Here is a 20,671-nt window from a genome sequence, read left to right as displayed (position 1 = left end):
GTCTTCCGCATGATCCGATGGAAAGCTGGATCTATGATGTGGGACGATTGCACCGGGGCGCAAACGCCGGCCGGCCACTCAGCGCTCGATCCGAGCTTGCGGGCCGGCGCGGCTCAACCCGGCTGATGGACATCCGCAGGCGACGCGGTCGCCTCTTCCGCCGCCAAGCGGCCGGCAGTTGCAACGATACGATCAGCGAGACCAGAGGGCGCGCGGACCGGGGCTGACGACAGGGCTTGGCGGATCAGGCGCGCTTCCGACAGCAGCCGGGCAGCATCAGGCGATGCAGCAAGCAGATCGGCCGCGGCGCGGCGCTGCACATCAGGCCATTGGGAGATGTCCTCTCCCAGGCGGTCGATCAGATCCTCGAATTCCCTGACGTCCATCGTCCGCCCGATCCAGCGTGTCTGGGATCGTCATAAACCATTCTGTAGCTGGACGAAATTGATATTGCCGGACCGCGACAAAGCGGCCTCGCGATGTAACGCGATTTCCGTATTTCCCGGGGGTCCTATGCAGCGCAGGTTGCATCCGATACCACCAATCCGAGCCGGACAGCTCCTGTTTCCCTCGGTTTCGGAATATGTCCCGCAATGCAACGCAACTGATTCGCGACGCTCACCCTCGCCTCGGCGAATCACCTGCCCGCGATCCCACCCGCGCCCTCACGTCAACCGCCTCCCAGGACTCGCGCAACTCCGTCACCCCCGCCATGATGCGCAGGAAGTTCTCGCGCATCCCCGGCCGGCCGTAGGCGCGCAGGGCCGCAACGATCAGCGCGTTGTAGGTCTCGAACAGACGTTCTGCGACCGCGCCGCCGCGGGTCGGGTCCAGATGCAGGCTCAACCCGCGCAGGATCGCAGTGGCGCGGGTCAGATGTGCATGCCCCTCCTCGAAACGCCGTGCCTCCTGGGCCTGAAGACACTTTTGGAGGTACGTCACCGTCCCGTTGAGAAGCATGATGACCGCGCGCACCGGGGGAACCGTGACGGCCGCGCCGCGATAGGCCTGAGTGGCCAAATGTGCCATCGGATTCTGGGTCATCAGTTACTCGAACTCGCGTTGAGAAGGGCTTTCAGATAGGTCAGCGTGTTGTTGGCGCTCTCGATGGCCGCCTGGTACTTGGCGTATTGCGCCGTGAGCTGGGTCTGATACGTCGCAGCCGCGCTCTTGATGTCATCGACCTTCGCCTGCAGCGTCTCGTCGCGCGACGTGAGATTGTCGATCAGCGTCTGCAGCGATCCGGTGGTCGACGAGGCTGTCTTGGCAAACTGGTAGATCTGCGTCGCCAGCCCCTGGGTGGAGGTCACCGTGATCGACTGCGAGGTCGAGCCGGTATAGGTGAAGGCCATGCCCGCATAGGCCGTCCCGGAATTGCCGACGATCGTGTTGCCGCTGACGGTGAACAGGGAGCTGTCGCCGCCGACCGAGGCCGCCGTGAGATTGCCCGACGAATCCACCGTGAGATCCAGCGTGAAGGATTGCGGCGACGTTCCGGTATTCACGACGCTGAGCTGGCTGGACGACGTCTTGGTCTGGGCCGACAGCAATGTGGTGACACCGCTCAGATTGGTGCTGAGGATCGTCGACAAGGTGCCCGTGTCGAGCTCAAGCTCATTCTTCTCGTTGAAGGACAGGCCGAGATCCGCCATCGTCAGACCGCCGACCGAGGTTCCCAGCACATCCTGGAGCGTGTTCATGATGTCGCGCATGGTGCCGTCGCCGAACAGCACCGCGCTCGAGGCCGCGGTGCCATCCGAATTCGTCGTCTGCTGCGCGATCACCGCATCACGGAAAGCATTATAGTTGGTGACGAATGTTTGCAGCGCCGACGAAATCTGGCTGGTATCTGTGCCGATGCTGATGTTGAGTGTCGTTCCGGACGGTGTCGCCTGCAGAAGATCGAAGGTGACGCCGCTGAGAACGTCGGTGATGTCGTTAGTGTTGCGGGTCAGGCTGATTCCGTCGAGCGTGAACTCCGCCGCCTGCGCGGTCTGCAGCACGGTGGCGAAAGCGCCGGAGCTGTCAGTCACCCCGAGCTTGTTGAGGATGTCATCGCCGGACGAGCTGGAATAAGTAATGTCGGCGGCATCCTCCGTGCCGGTCAGCACCAGCTCGTATGACCCGCTCGAGACCTGAACGATGGACGCCTCGACATTCGTCGTTGAGGTCTGGGCATTGACCGCGTCGACGACGTCCTGCAGCGACATGTCGCTCGTGACCGTGATGTCGGCGGTGGTGCCGCCCGACAGGCCAAGCGAGAACGTTCCGGAATAGCCGAGCGCCGTGGTCTGGCTGGATTGGGTCGTTCCGGCAACCTTGTGCGCGGTGGCGATCTGGCTGATAGTCAGGGTGTGGCTGCCGGTCGCCGCACCATTGTTTACCGACATCGAGAGGGCCGACGACGCGCTGACGTCCCCCGTCGCACTGATCGTGGCCGCCCGGGTCGCGAAGACGTTGGTCGCGAGCGAGTTCACCATCGAGGTAGCCAGCGACGACAAGCCTGAAGACAACGTCTTCAACGCGGTCTGCAGCGTCTGATAGGCCGTGATCTTCGCCTCGTTCGACGTGATCTTGGTCGAGATCTGCGTCGCCTGGGTGAGCTTGGCGTCGACGGCGGATTGGATCAGAGCAGTCCAGTCGATCGTGCTCGTGGTGCTCGTTCCCGACGTTGTGAGCGAACTGCTCGAACTCGTCGTCGACGAGGAGGAAGACGACGACGTCGTGCTGCTCGTGCTTGAGGTCGCGCTGCTCACCGTCATTCGTCGACATCCTCCGAGGGAGAGGCCGGGCCGGCGTCGCGCCGGCCCGGCAGAACATGACTTAGCCGAGCAGCTTCAGGAGGTACTGCGGGATCTGGTTTGCCGCGGCTTCGGCCGACACCGCAGCCTGGGTCTTCACCTGAGCCGAGGACAGCTTCGCCTGCTCCGAGGCGATGTCCACGTCCTTGATCGCGGAGTTGGCGGATTGCAGGTTCTGCGTCTGCGTCGAAATTGAATCGGCCGAGAAGTTGAAGCGCGACTCCTGCGCACCGATATCCGCGCGGGCCTTCGACACGGTGTCGATCGCAGTGTCGAGCGTCGTGAGCGCCGCAGTCGCACCGCTCTGGGTGCTGACGTCGAGCGAGGAGACGCCAAGCGTGCTCGCCGTGAGATCCGACAGCTTGATGTCGATGGTGTCGGTGGCGGACGAACCGACCAGCACCGAGACGCCGGCTGAGAAGGTGCTGGTGCCGTCGAGCAGGCTCTGGCCGCTATAGCGCGTTCCCGTCGCGATCGACGAGATTTCGCTGATCAGCTGCGAGAATTCCGACTGGATGTAGGTGCGGCTGGTGCCGACCGTCGTGCCCGAGGCCGACTCCGAGGCCAGCGACTTCATGCGGGCCAGAATGTCGCTGATGTTGGAGGCGCCGCCGTCGGCGGTCTGCAGGATCGAGGTAGCCTGCGCGGCGTTGGTGGCCGCCTGCTGCAGCGTGGTGATGTCCGAGGAAATGCGCGTCGAGATGGCGAGACCGGCCGCGTCGTCGGAGGCCGAGGTGATACGCGATCCGCTCGACAGCTTGGAGAGCGAGCTCGTCTCCTGATTGGAGTTGATGTTCAGATAGCGGACGGCCGAATTGGCGGCGATGTTGGTTGAAATGGCGGGCACGGTGAAGACTCCTGAGTGATCGGCAGAACGGGCCGGATCGTGGAAGGACTGACGGTGCGGATCAGCCCCGTCTGATCGATCAAACGGAAGCGCCTGCGTGTTTCAGGCGGGAATTCTTTCTGGCCAGGACTCTATGGTTAGCAATCGGTGAAAGCGCCGCAGATGTCGCGCTCGTGCCGCCGCAGCATGTCACGCAATTGCTGGCGACCCCGCTTCAGCAGCGACTCCACCGCAGACACCGTGGTGTCCATCACCTCGGCGATCTCACCATTGCTCATGTTCTCGTGATACGACAGGATCACCGCGACGCGCTGCTGCTCCGGAAGCCGACGCATCGCAGCCTCCAGCAGATCGCTCATCTCGGCTCGTTCGATCACGCTCGCCGCGTCGGGCTTGCCGTCCGCGACCTCCGGAACGACATCGACATTCTCGGTCCGCGGCTTGCGCCGTAGGTCGATGCAGCGGTTGCTGACCACGCGATAGAGCCAGGTCGAGAACTTGGCACGCCCATGCTGCCAACGTCCGCGATGGGTCCAGACCTTGAGCATCGTGTCCTGCACCACATCCTCGGCATCGGCGGCGTTGCCGACGATCCGCAAGGCAATGGCATAGGCGCGGTCGATATGACGCTCGACCAGCAGGCGGAACGCCGTCTCGTCTCCCGTGGCGAGACGATCGAGCAGTTCCTTGTCCTCGTCGAACACCGCGACCTGACCGGGCGAGCAATCCGGAACGGTGCTGGCCGACTCGCTCCACGGCACCTCGGCGACATCCGGCGACGCCGGCGCGTTCAGGGGCACGCCATCAGTCGGGGCACAGACGTCCAGCGCGTAGTTCATTTCCCAATCTCCAACCCGCAATGCCAAAACCGCGTCTCGCACACGGCTTCCGATCCTTGAACGCCCAGACCGAAACAAGCAGGCGGATTATTTTTGTTGTTTTTCAAACGCTTAGCTGGAGTATTTTGCCTAGCGCCGGGCAAATTCTGCCCTCCGCGGATCAGGCGAGGCACGATCATGGATGAAGAGAAGCCGCAGGTCGGCATGGCAGGGATTCATTCCGAGGACGAATTCAGCTGAAGATGCAGGCACAACGCAAACACACAGCGTTCGTAGGAGCGCACCGCGGTACATCAACATGGCAGTGGCGCGAGAGCCGGAAATCGTCACCGAGCGTATCCGGCGCCCGGCAATTTTTTCCGAATCATCTTCAGCGAAGCTACCGTATTTTTTGACTCTGTCAGTTGCCGCTGGCGCGTTTTTTGACTCGCACGACGACTTTTTACGAATTCATGCGCCTGATCCGACTAACTCAAACGTTGTAGTAGCCGACATCAAGGAATGCAGGGCGGTCGACATGACGTGTCGAACGCACTGAATGCGCGCGTGTCTGTTTCTATCAGTTTCAATAGCGGGCAGGTCTGTTTCCGGATGTTTCGATCGCCTCTCGCGATCGCTCGGACGGGCGCCGACGAAGCAAACAATCAGGCTCGGCCGCCCGCACTGACTCTCCATTTTTAACTAACTGTTCCGCTCCGGGCGATGAGTTCAATGGACCGCGTTTCATTCCGTGGCACTCAGCGCGCGTGGATGATCAATCAATGGTGACATCCGGCAACATTACGAAATGAACAACACGTTTTCCGTGTCCCCGCTTCCATCACACCCACATCACAAACGGCACGACCACTTGCGCGATCGCTGCGCCTGATCTGCGGCCTTGGTCCGTTCAACTGTCCAGGAGGACCTGCATGACGCGACCAGCATCGAGCGCCATTCATGACGACCCGACGCAGACCTTGCGCGCCGACGGAGTCTGGCTCGGCGAACACCAGGCTCGCCGTCTGCGTTGGGTGTCACGCACATTCGGTCCGCCGGTCCGGTGGGATCGTTTGTCTGAGGCGTGCGGCGGCCGCACCATTCTCGTGCTCGACCCTCCGACGGGTGCCGGAGCCGAACTGCTGGTCAGCAGCTTGACGTCCCATGACGCAGTCGTAATCCCACTCGGGGAAAATCCTGCATTCGACTTCCTCAAATCGAAGCTGACCGAGTTCGGCACCGTTGGCGCATCGGCGGATGGTCCACACGAATTGTGGTGGGGCGGGCTCGGCTGGCCGGCGCCGGTAGGCGCGCACAGACCCGATGCGCTGCGAGTCGTGTCCTGTCACGCCAGGACCATCGGCGACTTGCATATCTATCATCTCAGACGCTCGCTCGAGCGGCTCGGCCTCGCCTTCGAGATTGAAGCCATCGATAGCGGCAGCGGCGATCGCCTAACAGCCGCCGACAGGGCGGACTTCGTCACGCGCATGTGGCAGCGGCACAAGCAGCCGCTCCTGTTCGTCGAGCCCGACGTGATGTTGCAGGCCGTCCCGGATCTGCCTGAGCTGACGGGCTGCGATTTTGCCGTCCACAAATGGAACGGCTGGGAGATGTCGGCGCGGACGCTGTATTTCGGCCGCTCGAAGGCGGCCGAGACGATGCTGAGGACGTGGTCTGAGCTGGCTCGCACGTTTCCCGATGTCTGGGACGGTTATCTCATTGATCAGGCCTGGAGTGCCGTCACCTCGCAGATTGCGCTGGATACCGTGTGGCTGCCGCGGTCCTATCACGCTGTTGCGGGTCAATTGGCGGCTCGAAGCGCTGTCGTCGTTCACAACCTGAAACCGACGAGCGGCGATCTCGGTCCTGATCCGGATTTTGCGACGATGGTCCGCCCCGCCAGGCGCGCCGGCCGTGTCGGTGCGTCAGACGCCCTGCTCGTCCTCTGCTCCGGTGCCAACTCCGACAAAGCGGTCACCGTCATTCTGCGCGAGGTCGACGGCCGCAGCGCCCGCGAGACGGCCGACAGCATTGATGCGGTGACCCGCGCCTTCGTCGCGGATTGCGGCGGCTTCGGACGGCTCGAACTCTCGCTGTGTTCGTGGCAGCCGGAGGCCCGCATCGCCCGCGAAGCCGCTTTCCTCGCCGACAACATGGTCTTCGAGGTCGTTCCCGGGCAGCACTTGCCGGAGAACCTGTTCCGCACCATCGCCGCCGCCGAGGCAGGCCGCAGGCCGGACAATGTCGAGACCTATCGCCGCTGACTGCAACGAGGACAGATCATGTTCGATACCATCATTCTGCTGACCGGCAGCCGCGACCAGCAGCTCGCGCTCTCCGAACTGCTCAGGGCGCATAATCCCGCACTGGCGTTCCGCGGCGCGGTCAGCTTGCCGGAACTCGAAGCCATCGAACAGGACGTGCTCGGCAGATCTCGCCTGATCGCGTTCACCACCGGCGTGATCGTGCCGTCCGAGATTCTGGCGGCTGTCGGTCACGGCGCCTACAATTTTCATCCGGGGCCGCCGAACTACGCCGGCTGGGCGCCAGCCCATTTTGCGATGTATGACGGCGCCGAGAGCTTCGGCGCCACCGCCCATGTGATGGAGCCCCGCGTCGATTGCGGCGCGATCATCGGAACCGAAACCTTCGACATCCCGAACGGCGTCGATGTCCGCGGCCTGGAGCAGATGACGTTCGTGCGGACAGCCTATCTGTTCTGGCGCATGTCGCGCGATCTCGCCTGCCACGCCAGGCCGCTGCCGGTTCTCCCGATCGCCTGGAGCGGCATCAAGAGCACCAGGCAGATGTATGCGCGGATGTGCGATATGGCGGCCGATATCGATCCTGCCGAGATGATGCGCCGCGTCCGCGCCTTCCACGACGATTTCCGCGGCATCCCCCTCACGATCACCCTGCACGGCATGCGCTTCCAACTGGCATGCACCACCGCCCAGGCCGCCGAGCCGGCCACGGTGGAGGCGCCGGCGCTGGCGATGGCTTCGTGATCCTGTTTATTGGTTTGAGCTTGATCGTTTCGGAACGCGGTTTCCGCTCTTCCGGCTCAAGCTCTACCGTTTGAGCGGCTGGATCGCTGTCTGGTTCAGCCGAGTCTCCCAGCCGTGACGCTCCAACTCGGGATCGTCATGTTCCTCTTGCGGCCAGCCGATGCAGAGATAGGCGACCAGCGTCCAGTCGGACGGCAGGTCGAGCTCCCGACAGACGGCGGCGGGGTCGAGGATCGACACCCAGCCGACGCCGAGCCCTTCGGCCCGTGCCGCAAGCCAGAAGGTCTGGACCGACGCCACCACCGAGTAGCGCAAGGTCTCCGGCATCGTGGCGCGGCCGAGACGGTGACCCGTCGCGGTCCCCTCATCGGCACAGACAGCGAGATGCACGGGAGCGAGCGTGAGCCCTTCCAGCTTCAGGCGGGCATAGAGCGCGCGTCGCTCGCCATCATACCCTGCCAGCGCGGCCTGATTACTCTGTCTGAAGTTTTCGACAATTGCTGCACGCCGCTCTGCCGTTTCAACCAGGACAAACCGCCAGGGCTGACAGAACCCCACGGAAGGCGCGTGAGCGGCCAGGGTCAGCAGCCGCTCGATCAAATCCGGGGGCACCGGATCGGTCCGAAAGCGGCGCACATCGCGGCGCCAGCGCACGAGATCGGCGAACAGAGCCTTGAAGGACGCATCGAAATGCGGAGGATGCTTTGCAGGGCTCATGGCGCCGCTCCACTCAGGACGTGCAGGAACGATCCGGTCACCGAGCCGCGCCGGGCACCGCGTTCTGCCGTCACCTGGCCCGACGCATCACGGCAATCGATCAGCGGATCGTCGGTTCCGCTCAGAATCGTCGCGTAGTGGAACTCGTGACCGTGGACTTCGGCTCCGGTCCGGCCGAGGCTGCAATCCGCCAGCAAGGTTGCACGGCGATAGCCGAGGTGCAGGCGCCGCCTGGCGAACGAGGTCTCCAGCGACAGCAATCCGGCCATGGCGTGCCGCGCGCCCTCGGCATCTTCCAGCCCGGCCCCCAGCATCATATAGCCCCCGCATTCGCCATGGATCGGCACCGCGCGCGCGGCCAGATCGCGCAGTCCGTCGCGGAACGTCGCCGCCGACGCCAATCGGCCGGCGTGCAGTTCGGGATAGCCGCCCGGCAGCCAGACCGCATCGGCTGTGGGGTCCGGAGCCTCGTCGTTCATCGGCGAGAACGGCACGATCTCCGCGCCCTCGGCGCGCCAGTGCCGCAACAGATGCGGATAGTTGAACGAGAAGGCGGCGTCGGACGCCAAGGCAACGCGCTGCCCCGGCGGCCTGATACCCAGGCCTGATGTCTGTGCGGCATCGATCGGGAGGCGTGCGGGTTGCGCGAGCGCGCGCACGGCATCGAGGTCGACCGACTTGGCCAGACATGCCGCAAGCCGGTCGAGATGAGGCTCGATCGTGGTGAGCTCCTGGACCTGGACGAGGCCGAGATGCCGCTCCGGCAATGTCAATTGCGCATCGCGCATGACCGCGCCGAGCACGCTGATTCCGAGCTGCGCAAACGCCGGCGCGATGAGCGCGCGATGCCGTTCGCTCGCCACCCGATTGAGGATCACGCCGGTGATCTGGACATCGTCCCGAAACCGCGCACAGCCGAGCGCGACAGCGGCAGCCGTCTCGGTCTGCCCGCTGACATCGAGCACGAGCACCACCGGCCAGCCCAGCAGCGCGGCCAGATCCGCGGCCGAGCCCCTGCCCGCGCGGCCGGGCTGCGGCGCCCCATCGAACAGGCCCATGACACCCTCGACGATGGCGATCTCGGCACCGGCGGCGACGGCAGACACAAGCCCTCGCAGCTGCGGCGCCGACATCGCCCAGCCGTCGAGGTTGTAGCTCGTCCGGCGCGCCGCGATGCTGTGGAACGCAAGATCGATGTAGTCGGGGCCGCATTTGAACGGCTGCACGGCCGTGCCACGTTCGGCAAGAGCGCGCAGCAGCCCGAGCGTGACGGTCGTCTTGCCGGCCCCCGAGCGCGGCGCGGCGATGATGATCCCCTTGGGAGCCGCCGCGGTCATGGTCGGAGTACCGGCTTGTCGCAGCAAAATATGCTATGCGATCCGGCATGACGGAAACCGCGGATCCGCTGAACCGACCGCTGAAGCGTGGCTGGACCACCGGCAGCTGCGCGACCGCGGCTGCGCGCGCAGCCTATGAGCTGCTGATGACCGGCAGCTGTCCTGCGATCGTCGACATCGCCCTGCCGGGCGGACGTCGCGCGAGCTTCGCAGTCGCGATCCACGAGGCCGAGGGGGGGCGTGCGACGGCTGGCGTCGTCAAGGATGCCGGTGATGATCCCGACGTGACGCATGGGGCGTTGATCAAGGCCACGGTGCAACGGCGCGACGCCGGCTCCGGCATCGCGTTCCGCGCCGGCTCGGGCGTCGGCACCGTGACGCGGCCCGGACTGCCGCTGCCGCCGGGGGAGCCTGCGATCAATCCCGTGCCGCGTGAGATGATCATCGCCGCGATCGACGAGGCTGCCACAGCCCTTGGCGGCACGCGCGACGTCACCGTCGAGATCGCGATTCCCGGCGGCGAGGACCTCGCGAAGAAGACCTTGAACCCGCGGCTCGGCATCGTCGGCGGCCTGTCGATCCTGGGCACCACGGGCATCGTTGTGCCCTTCAGCTGTGCCGCCTGGATTCACTCGATCTATCGCGGCATCGATGTCGCGCGCGCCGCCGGCCTGCCGCACATCGCCGGCGCCACCGGGAGCACCTCCGAGAAGGCGGTGCAGCAGCTCTATGGTCTGCCGGACACGGCGCTGATCGACATGGGCGACTTCGCCGGCGGCATGCTGAAATATCTGCGCCGCCATCCCGTCGGCCGCGTCACCGTCGCCGGCGGCTTTGCCAAGATGACCAAGCTGGGCCAAGGCCTGCTCGACCTGCATTCGCGCGCCGGCGAGGTCGATCTCGGCTGGCTTGCAACCGCGCTGCACGATGCGGGCGCGCCACCGGAGCTGGTCGAGACGGCGCGAACCGCCAACACCGCGCTGCAGGTGCTGCAAGAGTCCGACAGGTCCGGCTTCCCGGCTGGCGACGTGGTCGCGCGGGCCGCTTGGCAGACCGCGTATCGCGCGCTCGCCAATGACGCGGTCGCGCTCGATGTCGCCGTGTTCGACCGCGACGGCCGGCTGGTCGGGCGATGTCTGGGGGCAGATCACTCTCCCCTCCCGCGAAACCGCCGCTGATAATCAGCATCGTACAGTGCGCTGTCGCGAAAATCCTCTGCGCCAAGTGCGTGGCCAACCAGGATCAGCGCCGTGCGCTCGACCTCATCGGCCGCGACCTGAGCTGCGATGGTCGCAAGCGTGCCGCGCATGATGCGCTGATCCGGCCAGCTCGCGCGATAGACCACGGCGACCGGGCAATCATCACCATAATGCGGGCGCAGCTCATCGGCGACCTTGTCGATCACATGGATCGACAAATGAATGGCGAGCGTGGCGCGCGACTGCGCGAACAGCGACAGTCGTTCCGTATCGGGCATGGCTGAGGCGCGACCCGACGTGCGTGTCAGCACGACCGACTGGACAAGCCCTGGCAGGGTCAGCTCACGTCCCAGCGCCGCCGCCGCCGCGGAGAACGACGGCACGCCCGGCGTCACGGTGTAAGGGATCTGCAGCGCGTCGAGGCGCCGCAATTGCTCGCCCAGCGCGCTCCAGATCGCGAGGTCGCCGGAATGCAGCCGCGCGACGTCATGGCCGGCGGCCGTGGCCTGTGCGATCTCATTGATGATCTCGTCGAGCGACATTGGTGCCGTATCGACGATGCGTGCGCCCGGCGGGCAGTGTTCGAGCAGGGCCTGGGGGACCAGCGAACCGGCATAGAGACACACCGGGCAGCGCGCGATCAGGTCGCGCCCGCGCAAAGTGATCAGATCCGCCGCGCCAGGGCCGGCGCCGATGAAGTGCACCGTCATCCGCCGTTCTCCGCAGGGAAGGCGCCGTCCCCTTCAGCCAAGGCACAGGTCGCCGACGCATTGGCCATGCGCGGCAGGATCAGTCGCGCATGGCGGCCCGCGGCAACGAGCGCCGCCGTCTCGGCGATGGATGGCACTCCCTTCAACCGGTGCACGAGGTCGCTATAGGTGACAGCGCGATCGGCGACCGCCGCAAGCTCGGCAGCCGCGACCCCGACCAAGGGACGCCGCAGGCGCTTGGCGGCTTCGACAATGCCCGCCTCGTCTCGCTTGTCGGCTGCCGTTGCGATCACGGCGATATCGCTCGACACCAGGCTCGCGGCCCTCAAGGCTTGAGCCACCACGGCCTCGATCGCATCAGCGCTGGCGTCGCGGCGGCAGCCGATCCCAAGCGCAATCATGGCTTCATCACCCGCCATTGCGTTACCGGCATCGCCTGCCGCCAGCCATGCATCCGGCCGACCGGCTCGATGCGCGACACGGCGATCCTGATCAGCTCGCCGCCATGCCGGCCGAACAGCTCGGTGACACGCGCTTCGCCCTCGAGCGAAATGACATTCGCCACGAGCCGCCCGCCCGGCTTCAGTCGCGACCAGGCCGCCTCGAACACGCCTGGTTCCGAAATCCCGCCGCCAATGAACACCGCATCCGGAGGTTCGAGATCGGCCAGCACCGCTGGAGCGCGGCCGAGCACGACCTTGAGATCGGGCGCGCCGAGGGCAAGCGCGTTGCGCATGGCTCGGTCGGCCCGGTCCTGCCGGGCCTCGATCCCGATCGCGCGCAGCGCGCCGTGGCGCAGCAGCCATTCGATCGCGACCGAACCTGAGCCCAGGCCGACGTCCCAGAGCAGTTCGCCTGGATGCGGCGCCAGCGCCGACAGCGTGACGGCCCGCACGTCGCGCTTGGTGAGCTGGCCGTCATGCTCGAACAGATCATCGGCGAGACCCGACGTGAGCGGAATCACCGGGGCGTCCGGCTCGCCGATCACCTCCAGAGCAATCGTCGTCAGCGGGTGGATGTCCGACAGATCGAAGACATTGGCCGCCGCGCTGCGCACCCGCTCCTGCGGTCCGCCCATCGCCTCGAGCACGGTCAGGCGCGAGCGCCCCATGCGCCGTGACGTCAGCAGAGCCGCGAGCTTGCCCGCCGTCGATCCATCCCAAGCCAGCGCGAGAATGCGCGCCCCCGGCACGAGATGGCGGATGATCCCTTCGAGCGGGCGGCCATGCAGGGTGACCAGAGCGACATCCTGCAGCGGCCAGCCGAGCCGCGCCGCCGCCAGACTGAAGGCGGATGGCTGCGGCACGCACAGCATGTCCGCCGCGCCGAAGCGCTGCATCAGCTGCTTGCCGACGCCGTAGGTGAATGGATCGCCGCTGGCGAGCACGACCACCGGCTCTCCCCTGCGGGCCTCGATCCGCTCGAACGCCAGATGCAGCGGACTTGGCCAGGCCAGCCGCTCGCCTGAAATCAGCGACGCCGCGAGCTCCAGATGGCGCGCGCCGCCGACCACCAACGCGGCCTGCGCAATGAGACGGCGGGCAGGCTGCGAAAGCCCCTCAACGCCGTCCTCACCGATGCCGACGATGGACAGCCAGCGCGCCGCGTTGCAAGTTGGCTGCGGATTCATGATGGACCCTGTCCTGCATGCGCATTCTCATTCTCGGCGGCACGACCGAAGCTTCGGAGCTGGCGCGTCTGCTGGACGGCGACGCCCGCTTCGCGGCGACGCTCTCGCTCGCCGGCCGCACCGCCTCGCCCAAGCCGCAGCCGCTGCCGACGCGCATCGGCGGCTTCGGCGGCGTTGCCGGATTGGAAGCATGGCTGCGCGATCGTGCGATCGCCGCAGTGATCGACGCGACGCATCCTTATGCGGATCAGATCTCGCGCCATGCCGTCGCGGCCTGCCGTGCCTTGTCGCTGCCGCTCGTCTCGATCCGGCGCGCCGCATGGCAGCGCCAGGACGGAGATCGCTGGATCGAGGTCGACAGCGCGGAGGCTGCAGCCGCGGCGCTCGGCGCGACGGCGGCGCGAATCTTCCTCAGCCTCGGCCGGCTGGAGCTCGCGGCGTTTGCCGCGGCTCCGCAGCACCATTACATCGCTCGCACGATCGACCCGCCCGGCGACATCGCCCTGCCGCCGGATATTCGCTTCGTCTATGATCGCGGGCCGTTCGACGACGCGAAGGAGCACGACTTCCTGATCCAGCAGCGCGTCGCCTTCATCGTTTCCAAGAACTCCGGCGGCGCTGCGACCTATCCGAAGATCGCGGCCGCGCGGCGGCTCGGCATTCCCGTGGTGATGATCGCGCGCCCCGACAAGCCGCATGGCATCGCGCTCGACGATGCGCGGCAGGCACTGCTCTGGCTGGAGACGCAACTTGCTCATGCGCCACCCTCCACCTCACGGCGCAAAGTATAGACCCAAGGCGCCCTGCCCTCGCGCGCGATCAGGCGCGTGGCCGTCGCCCCGATCATCACCAGCGTACGCATATCGGCGTCGTCAGGATTGACCTCCGCCAGCGTCGTGATGATCCGTCTGACATCGCCGCTGCCGGCGGCACGCACCATCACGACGACAGTCGATGGCGGCTTGAGCTGCCGCAACAACTCGAACGCCTGGCCGAGCTGGTGCGGTCGCGCTTTCGACAGCGGATTGTAGAGCGCGATCACGAAATCGGCCGTGGCCGCGGCTTCGAGGCGACGCCTGATCGTGGTCCAGCTCTTGAGATTGTCGGAGAGCGAGATCGCGCAGAAATCGCCGCCAAGCGGCGCGCCGACCTCAGCGGCCGCTGCGAGCATCGCGGTGACGCCGGGCTCGACGCGGATGTCCAGCTCGCGCCAGGCCAGGGGCCCGGTCTCGACCGCCTCGAACACGGCGGCGGCCATGGCGAACACGCCGGGATCGCCTCCCGACACCACGGCAACCTGCCGGCCTTCGCTGGCGAGGGTGAGCGCGTGCCGCGCGCGATCGAGCTCGACCCGGTTGTCGCTGGCGTGGCGGACCTGGCCCGGAGAGCTGGTGGCGACCCTGTCGAGATAAGGTCCGTAGCCGATCAAGTCGGTCGCAGCAGCGATCACTCGCGACGCCGCCGGCGTGATCAGCTCCGGCCGCCCCGGACCGACCCCCACGATGGTGAGCGTGCCCGTCACAGCCGACGCCCCTGTCCCGGGATCAGGATCATCGAGAAATACGGGCCGCGCGCCAGTTCGATCTCAGCCAACGGCGCGACGCGCTGTGCCTCCATCGTGCCACGCTCGATATAGAGGGCGCGGTCGATCAAGCCGGCGCGGATGATGGCTCGCTTCACTTTCGTCAGATTGCGCCCGACCTTCATGATCACGGCCGCCTCACAACGCGCCAGCCGATCATGTAGGACGTCCTCGTCCAACGTACCTGGCAACACCGAGAGGATGTCATCACCCCAGGTGATCGGAACGTTGGCCTTGGTCCAGCATCCGGACATGCCGGTCACGCCGGGCACGACCTCGACCGGATGATCACGCTCGAGCCGGCGCCACATATGCATGAACGAACCGTAGAAGAACGGATCGCCTTCCGACAGCAACCCGACCGACCGTCCAGCGGCAAGATGCGCCGCGATACTCTCCGCCGCGCGGTGATAGAAACCGCCGATCTGCGCCTGATAGGACGGATCGGCGACAGGCACCTCTTCGGTGACGGGATATTCCAGCCGCAACTCACGACGGCCGGCATCCATCAGCGGCGCGACGATCCGGCGGGCATGGCCCTCCATCCCGCGCTTAGCGAAGAACGCCACCACATCGACCGACCGGACCAGGCCGGCCGCGCGCAGCGTGAGGTAACGCACGTCGCCGGGACCAACGCCGATGCCGTACAACGTGCCGGCATCGGCCACGCCCGCGATGGTGTCGAGCAGGCTCATTCGGCATCGCTCGCGATGGCATTCACCGCCGCAACGGCCATCGCGCTGCCGCCCTTGCGTCCTTTCACGATCAGATACGGCACGCGGCCATCGGCCGCGAGCGCCTCCTTCGATTCGCGCGCGCCGACGAAGCCGACCGCTGTTCCGATCACCGCTGCCGGCCGCGGCGCGCCCTGGTCCAGCATATCGAGCAGATGAAACAGCGACGTCGGCGCGTTGCCGATCGCGACCAGCGCGCCGCCGAGATGCGGACGCCACAATTCGAGCGCCGCGGCCGAGCGCGTCGTGCCGAGCTGCGCGGCCAAAGCTGGAACCTTGGGATCATCGAGCGTGCAGATGATCTCGTTGTTGGCAGGCAGTCTGGCGCGCGTGATGCCCTGCGCCACCATCTTTGCATCGCACAGGATCGGCGCGCCGCGATCAAGCGCGGCGCGTGCCTCGGCCGCGAAGCGTTCGGAGATCTCGATGTCGGACGTGATCTCGACCATGCCGCAGGCGTGGATGATGCGCACGGCGATCTTCTCTTCCAGGCCCTGAAAGCGCGTCAGGTCAGCTTCGCGGCGGATCGTCGCGAACGAGCGCCGATAGATCTCCGCCCCATCCTTGATGTAGTCGCGCAGGTCAGACATCGGCGTTCTCGCTTGCTCGGAACAGCCCGGCCGCTGTCCCATCGCGCGCCGGATCGAACATGCCGCAGGACGCGCTCTTCACGGTGCCGTGGCGGATGATGCGATAATGATCGCCGTCACCGGCCAGCACCAGCTCTGCCGGCGCCGAGCGCGCGCACCCCTTGGCGCAGCCGGAGACGTGCAACGAACCTTTGAACCCTGTGCGCGCCATCGCGGCCACGAGCATGCGCGCGTGTTGCCGCGTCGCCAGCCCGGTCGACGGACAGCCGCCGACGCCCGAACAGGCATCGATGCGCATCAACGGATCCGAATCATCGACGATCAGGCCAAGCCGCGCCGCATCGGACACGCACTGCGCGGCCGTTTCGCGGCGTACTGCGACATACAATCTGCGCCAAGGTGACAGGCGGATCTCGCAGACATCATGGGCCGCGAGCACAGCCGCGAGCCGCATCAGCGTCTCGCTGTCGAGGCGACCGAACGGCGCGCCGAGGCCGACGGCGCAGGTCTGGTCCGTCAAAGCGATCAGACCGCAGCGCTCCGATGGCGCGATCGCCCTCGTCGCGATGGCATCAGAAACCGTCAGCCCCAGCGCGGCGCTCAGAGCAGTTTGCATCGTCGACGGCAGCGTCGCGGAGCGGCGCGTCGGGCTGTGCTGCAGCACGAGCCGCGCGAGCTGCACAGCCTTGGCCGGGGCATCAGCGGCGTCGGTGGTGCCAAGCCATGCGACGCCATCCATGGCCGCCATGCCGAGCGCGACGCGGCCGCGACCGTCGCGATCACAGGCCGCGAGCCGAATATCGGCGGCAAGATCCGTCAGCGGCAGCCGGCCGCCGCCGTCGAGCACGAAACCGAACTTGGCCGGCAACGCCTCAAGCGCCTGATCGGACGCCAGCAAGGCCTCCAGCTCGGCCGCAACGGGACGCATGTCGATCATTTCCGCGGGGTCCAATCCCGCCAGCGGATTGATCACGATGTTTCGGATCGCCTCCAGCTCCGCGCTGTCGTCGAGCACCCGGAGCCTCTCCAAGACCTCCCACAACGGCGCCAAGGTCGCTGGGGAAACGCCGCGGATCTGCAGATTGGCGCGCCGCGTCAGATCGATCTGGCCATTGCCGAAGCGCTCAGCCGCCTCAGCCAGGTCACGCAGCGCGGCGACCGGCAAGGCGCCGCCATGCGGCCGAACGCGAACGATGAGCCCGTCACCGCTCGGCATCGGCCGCCGCGCCCCGGGACACCAGCCTTTGATATCGACCGCGGCGGTCACGACACTCTCTCCGTTGGCACGAGGCGCGTATGGGCCAGCGCAAGCTCGTCAGCAACAGCATTGCGACGCGGCACCCAGAGGCGTCGGCGCAGCGCATCCTCGAACCGCGACAGAATGGCGGCCACGGCCGCCGGATTGCGCGCGATCATGCCGTCCAACACTGCCTCGTCGCGCAGCAACGCCCCATGCGCCAGATCAAACAGATGCTCGGGAACGCTGTCCGACGTGGCCGCGAAAGCGTAGAGCGCGTCGATTCCTTGCGCGATCTCGGCGACGCCGCGATAGCCGTGGGCGAGCATGCCCGAGATCCAACGCGGATTGGTGAGTCGGCCGCGCACCACACGGGCGATCTCCTCGTCAAACGTGCGTGCCTTCGGCTGGTCGGGCCGGCTGGTGTCGAGATGCAGCAGCGCGGGTGTCGCGCCGAGCGATGCGGCCGCAGCGGCGAAGCCGCCGGCGAAGTCGGCGACCTCCTCGCCGTCCAGCAGATCGCGCTCACGATCGTCCTGCGGATGCACCAGCGCATCGATGCTGCGAACCCGGTCACGAAACGTCGCGGCGGCCGACACGCCGTCATGCCCTCCGCCGAAACTATAGCCGCTGCCGTCCAGATAGGCGTCGCCGAGCTGCGATCGGGTTTCCCATGTCATCCCGAGCGCGAGGTCGGCGGCGACGGCGCCGTAGCTGCCGGGCGCGCCACCGAACACGCGCGCGAGGCTCTCGCCGCGCCGCCGCGCCGCGGCCAAGGGATTGTCGGCATCGTCCTCGTCGAGCACGGCGACCTTCTGCACGGCGAGATCGAACAGCGCGATCTGCGCTTCGAACAGGTCGCGAAACAATCCCGAGATGCGCAGCGTCGCGTCGATGCGCGGCCGATCGAGCATCGCCAAAGGCAGCACATCGATGCCGGTGACGCGGTTCGAATTCAGATCCCAGCGCGGGCGCACGCCGAGATAGGCCAGCGCCTGGGCGAGATCGTCACCGCCGGTTCGCAGCGATGCGGAAGCCCAGAGATCGAGCATCAGCGACCGCGGATAATCGCCGTGGTCCTGAAGATAACGCCGGATCACCTCGTCGGCCGCGCGCACGCCGACCACGGCCGCGGTCCGGGTCGGAATGGCCCGCGGGTCGATCGCAGTCAGATTGCGCCCGGTGGGCAGCACGTCGAGACGGCCGCGGCTCGGCGCGCCAGCGGGCCCGGCCGCCACGCGGCGGCCATCGAGCGCGGCCAGCAGCGCCTCGCGCTCGGCGACGACGCTCGCGTGAATTCGGGTTTCGACGTCGGCGCGATCGACGGCGCCGCCCGCCTGGCCAGCGGCTGCCGCGATCGCGTCGATGAGCAGGCCGGCCGCCGGCGCGTCCGGAGCCTGGCCGAACACATGGAGGCGGTCGCGCACCGCCAGCTCCTTGATATCGCAGAGCTGGGCGTCGAGCTGCGCCACCGCCTCGCGGCCGTTCATGGTGCGGTCGAGCCCGCAATCGGCGGCGAGACCGCTCTGCCAGGCCCGCGCGATGATCTCGTCTTCCAGCAGTCTGAGGCGGCGCCGATCGAGCCCATCGGCTTCGGCATATTCTTCGACCAGCCCCTCCAGCTCCAGCAACGGTCCGTGCAGACCGGCCTGCGCCAGCGGCGGCGTGAGATGTCCGAGCGTCAGCGCCGCAAGCCGGCGCTTGGCCTGCATCGCCTCGCCGGGATTGTTGACGATGAACGGATAGATGACGGGAAGCGGGCCGAGCACGGCCTCCGGCCAGCATGTGTTCGACAGCGCCAGCGCCTTGCCCGGCAGCCATTCCAGCGTTCCATGCGCGCCGAGATGAACCAGGGCATCGATCGTCTCGACCTCGCGCAGATGCGCATAGAGCGCGACGTAGCCATGCCGCGGCGGCACGGTCGTGTCGTGATAGCCGGATTTGCGGTCCGCACGACTGCCGCGATCCGGCTGCAGCAAAATTGTAAGCTTTCCGGCGCGCAGCACCGGAAAGCGAAAGGCGCCATCGCGAAATGCCGGGTCGGCCGCGGCCTCGCCCCAGCACTCATGCAGCGCGTCCTGCAGCCCTTCCGGCAACAGCTTCAAAGCGCTTTGATAGACCGCGAACGGCACGACGAGGTCATCCGCCTCGTCGCGCAGCAACGCTTCGATCTGCGCGGCGGTCGGTGGAGCACCGCCAAGATCGTATCCTGCCTGGGCGAGGAGCTGCGCAATGGCCGCAGCGCTCGCGCTGGTGTCGAGACCGACCGCATAGCCACGACGCCCGCCGCGCGCCGGGTAGTCCGACAGCATCAGCGCCATACGGCGCTCGCCTGCCGGCGCCGCGCGCAGCCGCGCCCATCGCGCAGCGAGCCGGGCGACATAGGACGCACGATCCGCCTGCGGAACGTAGCTGATAGTGCCGAATTGCAGACGCTCATCCGCTGCGGCCTCGCCCTTGAAGGCGATCGGACGCGCCAGCAAGCGGCCGTCCAGCTCCGGCAGCACCACATTCATGGCAAGATCGGTCGGCGAAAGGCCGCGCGACGAGGCGGCCCAGGCCTCTTCGGTGCTCTGCGCCTGGATGATCTGCAGCACCGGCGCGTCGGCTGCGTCCAGCACGGTCGAGCCGTCATCGCGCAACGCAGAGAATGCGGTCGCATTCAGGATGATCGCGGGACGCCGCGTCGCGATCAATCGCCCCATCGCATCCGCGATGCTCGGATCCTTGAGGCTGGTGACCGCCACAGCCGCTGCGGCGAGCCCCCCGCGCTCGATCGTCCGCATCAGTTCCGCAATTCCCGCCGTGTCGGCGGCAAGCAAGCTGGCGCGATAGAACACGATCAGCGCGGCTGGCCGCTTGTCATCGCCAGAACAGAGATCGTCGATGGCGACGGCGCCACGATCCGGCACGAAGCCGACGATCGAACCGATCGCGACCGGCTCGGCAAACGTCGCGTCGCGGCCGAGCAGCATGGCCAGATAGTGCAGCGCCTCGCGCGCATTGCCGATGCCGCCCTCGTGCAGATAACCATACAGCCGCGCTGTCGACTCTTTCGGCAAGGTCGAGAACTCATCGAGCCGGTCATCGGCGCGGTCATCTCCCGGCAGCGCCGCCAGCAGGATCTTGCGGCTCCGGCAAACCGCCGCGATGCGCTCCATCCCATAGCGCCAGTAGTCGAGCCCACCGAGGCAACGCACGACGACGGCGCGCGCCCCGAGGATGACGCTGTCGATGTAGAGATCCACCGACATGGGATGCTTCAGCCGCTTCAGGCTGGCGAGCCGCAGGCTGGGCAACTCGGCCGCCGATGCGGTCCACGCCCCCGCCAGCGCCGACAGGTCACTGTCCGAAAACGACAGCACCACGATCTCGGCCGGCGACTGTGCGAGATCCACGGCCTGTTCGAGGTCGTCGAGATCTGCGCCGGATGTCGCCAGGAGATGCATCGCCCTCGC

General features: G+C 66.7%; 19 protein-coding genes. 4 read left to right on the top strand and 15 right to left on the bottom strand.

Features of this window, described 5'->3' with window-relative positions:
* Nucleotides 1-113: 113 nt before the first annotated feature.
* The 5 genes from BBTA_RS14785 to BBTA_RS14765 form a co-directional block, all read right to left on the bottom strand.
* Nucleotides 114-386, bottom strand: a complete 273-nt coding sequence (locus tag BBTA_RS14785) for a hypothetical protein (RefSeq protein WP_012043295.1) — start codon at nucleotides 384-386, stop codon at nucleotides 114-116.
* 232 nt (nucleotides 387-618) lie between these two features.
* Complete coding sequence (gene fliS / locus BBTA_RS14780; protein WP_012043294.1) at nucleotides 619-1,044, bottom strand: flagellar export chaperone FliS; 426 nt, start codon at nucleotides 1,042-1,044, stop codon at nucleotides 619-621.
* The gene (fliD, locus tag BBTA_RS14775) at nucleotides 1,044-2,762 is read right to left on the bottom strand and encodes a flagellar filament capping protein FliD (protein WP_012043293.1); all 1,719 of its coding nucleotides are present in this window, start codon (nucleotides 2,760-2,762) and stop codon (nucleotides 1,044-1,046) included. The genes fliS and fliD overlap by 1 nt, the downstream gene beginning before the upstream one ends.
* A 61-nt stretch (nucleotides 2,763-2,823) precedes the next feature.
* On the bottom strand, nucleotides 2,824-3,648 hold the full coding sequence (locus tag BBTA_RS14770) for a flagellin (protein WP_012043292.1): 825 nt from the start codon (nucleotides 3,646-3,648) through the stop codon (nucleotides 2,824-2,826).
* A 137-nt stretch (nucleotides 3,649-3,785) separates the two neighbouring features.
* Nucleotides 3,786-4,487 carry an RNA polymerase sigma factor gene (locus BBTA_RS14765; protein WP_012043291.1) on the bottom strand — a complete coding sequence of 234 codons (702 nt, stop codon included), beginning with the start codon at nucleotides 4,485-4,487 and terminating at the stop codon, nucleotides 3,786-3,788.
* Between the two features lie 911 nt (nucleotides 4,488-5,398).
* Here BBTA_RS14765 and BBTA_RS14760 point away from each other — a divergent pair.
* Both BBTA_RS14760 and BBTA_RS14755 read left to right on the top strand, forming a co-directional pair.
* The gene (locus BBTA_RS14760) at nucleotides 5,399-6,733 is read left to right on the top strand and encodes a hypothetical protein (protein WP_012043290.1); all 1,335 of its coding nucleotides are present in this window, start codon (nucleotides 5,399-5,401) and stop codon (nucleotides 6,731-6,733) included.
* An 18-nt stretch (nucleotides 6,734-6,751) separates the two neighbouring features.
* Nucleotides 6,752-7,477: a formyltransferase family protein gene (locus BBTA_RS14755; RefSeq protein WP_012043289.1), complete on the top strand. Its 726-nt coding sequence runs from the start codon at nucleotides 6,752-6,754 to the stop codon at nucleotides 7,475-7,477.
* Nucleotides 7,478-7,540: 63 nt separating this feature from the next.
* On the opposite strand, the gene bluB is transcribed toward BBTA_RS14755, so the two are convergent.
* Nucleotides 7,541-8,194 carry a 5,6-dimethylbenzimidazole synthase gene (bluB, locus tag BBTA_RS14750; RefSeq protein ID WP_012043288.1) on the bottom strand — a complete coding sequence of 218 codons (654 nt, stop codon included), beginning with the start codon at nucleotides 8,192-8,194 and terminating at the stop codon, nucleotides 7,541-7,543.
* The gene (locus tag BBTA_RS14745; RefSeq protein WP_012043287.1) at nucleotides 8,191-9,531 is read right to left on the bottom strand and encodes a cobyrinate a,c-diamide synthase; all 1,341 of its coding nucleotides are present in this window, start codon (nucleotides 9,529-9,531) and stop codon (nucleotides 8,191-8,193) included. The genes bluB and BBTA_RS14745 overlap by 4 nt, the downstream gene beginning before the upstream one ends.
* Before the next feature lie 47 nt (nucleotides 9,532-9,578).
* On the opposite strand from BBTA_RS14745, the gene BBTA_RS14740 reads away from it, so the two are divergent.
* The gene (locus BBTA_RS14740) at nucleotides 9,579-10,709 is read left to right on the top strand and encodes a cobalt-precorrin-5B (C(1))-methyltransferase (RefSeq protein WP_012043286.1); all 1,131 of its coding nucleotides are present in this window, start codon (nucleotides 9,579-9,581) and stop codon (nucleotides 10,707-10,709) included.
* On the opposite strand, the gene cobM is transcribed toward BBTA_RS14740, so the two are convergent.
* The 3 genes from cobM to BBTA_RS14725 are packed head-to-tail and all read right to left on the bottom strand — an operon-like array spanning nucleotide 10,679 to nucleotide 13,070.
* Nucleotides 10,679-11,440, bottom strand: coding sequence for a precorrin-4 C(11)-methyltransferase (gene cobM, locus BBTA_RS14735; protein ID WP_012043285.1), 762 nt, complete (start codon nucleotides 11,438-11,440; stop codon nucleotides 10,679-10,681). The two genes, BBTA_RS14740 and cobM, sit on opposite strands and share 31 nt — an antisense overlap.
* Complete coding sequence (locus BBTA_RS14730; protein WP_012043284.1) at nucleotides 11,437-11,841, bottom strand: cobalamin biosynthesis protein; 405 nt, start codon at nucleotides 11,839-11,841, stop codon at nucleotides 11,437-11,439. Before BBTA_RS14730 ends, cobM begins: the two co-directional genes overlap by 4 nt.
* Nucleotides 11,838-13,070 (bottom strand): bifunctional cobalt-precorrin-7 (C(5))-methyltransferase/cobalt-precorrin-6B (C(15))-methyltransferase, encoded by a 1,233-nt coding sequence (locus BBTA_RS14725; protein WP_012043283.1) that lies wholly within the window; start codon nucleotides 13,068-13,070, stop codon nucleotides 11,838-11,840. Before BBTA_RS14725 ends, BBTA_RS14730 begins: the two co-directional genes overlap by 4 nt.
* 17 nt (nucleotides 13,071-13,087) lie before the next feature.
* Here BBTA_RS14725 and BBTA_RS14720 point away from each other — a divergent pair, with 17 nt between their 5' ends.
* Entirely contained in the window at nucleotides 13,088-13,861 is a 774-nt protein-coding gene (locus BBTA_RS14720; protein WP_012043282.1) for a cobalt-precorrin-6A reductase, read from the top strand.
* On the opposite strand, the gene cobJ is transcribed toward BBTA_RS14720, so the two are convergent.
* The 5 genes from cobJ to cobN are packed head-to-tail and all read right to left on the bottom strand — an operon-like array spanning nucleotide 13,825 to nucleotide 20,662.
* Nucleotides 13,825-14,592: a precorrin-3B C(17)-methyltransferase gene (gene cobJ, locus BBTA_RS14715; RefSeq protein ID WP_012043281.1), complete on the bottom strand. Its 768-nt coding sequence runs from the start codon at nucleotides 14,590-14,592 to the stop codon at nucleotides 13,825-13,827. The genes BBTA_RS14720 and cobJ overlap by 37 nt on opposite strands.
* Nucleotides 14,589-15,347, bottom strand: coding sequence for a precorrin-2 C(20)-methyltransferase (locus BBTA_RS14710; protein ID WP_012043280.1), 759 nt, complete (start codon nucleotides 15,345-15,347; stop codon nucleotides 14,589-14,591). The genes cobJ and BBTA_RS14710 overlap by 4 nt, the downstream gene beginning before the upstream one ends.
* Nucleotides 15,344-15,976, bottom strand: coding sequence for a precorrin-8X methylmutase (locus BBTA_RS14705; protein WP_012043279.1), 633 nt, complete (start codon nucleotides 15,974-15,976; stop codon nucleotides 15,344-15,346). Before BBTA_RS14705 ends, BBTA_RS14710 begins: the two co-directional genes overlap by 4 nt.
* A complete protein-coding gene (cobG, locus tag BBTA_RS14700) occupies nucleotides 15,969-17,243 on the bottom strand; it encodes a precorrin-3B synthase (protein WP_012043278.1) in 1,275 nt (424 codons plus the stop codon). The genes BBTA_RS14705 and cobG overlap by 8 nt, the downstream gene beginning before the upstream one ends.
* Nucleotides 17,240-20,662, bottom strand: a complete 3,423-nt coding sequence (gene cobN / locus BBTA_RS14695) for a cobaltochelatase subunit CobN (protein ID WP_012043277.1) — start codon at nucleotides 20,660-20,662, stop codon at nucleotides 17,240-17,242. The genes cobG and cobN overlap by 4 nt, the downstream gene beginning before the upstream one ends.
* Nucleotides 20,663-20,671 lie beyond the last annotated feature (9 nt).

It is taken from the genome of Bradyrhizobium sp. BTAi1 (assembly GCF_000015165.1).
Taxonomy (GTDB): Bacteria; Pseudomonadota; Alphaproteobacteria; order Rhizobiales; family Xanthobacteraceae; genus Bradyrhizobium; species Bradyrhizobium denitrificans.
This window is presented reverse-complemented; position numbering and strand designations above follow the sequence as displayed.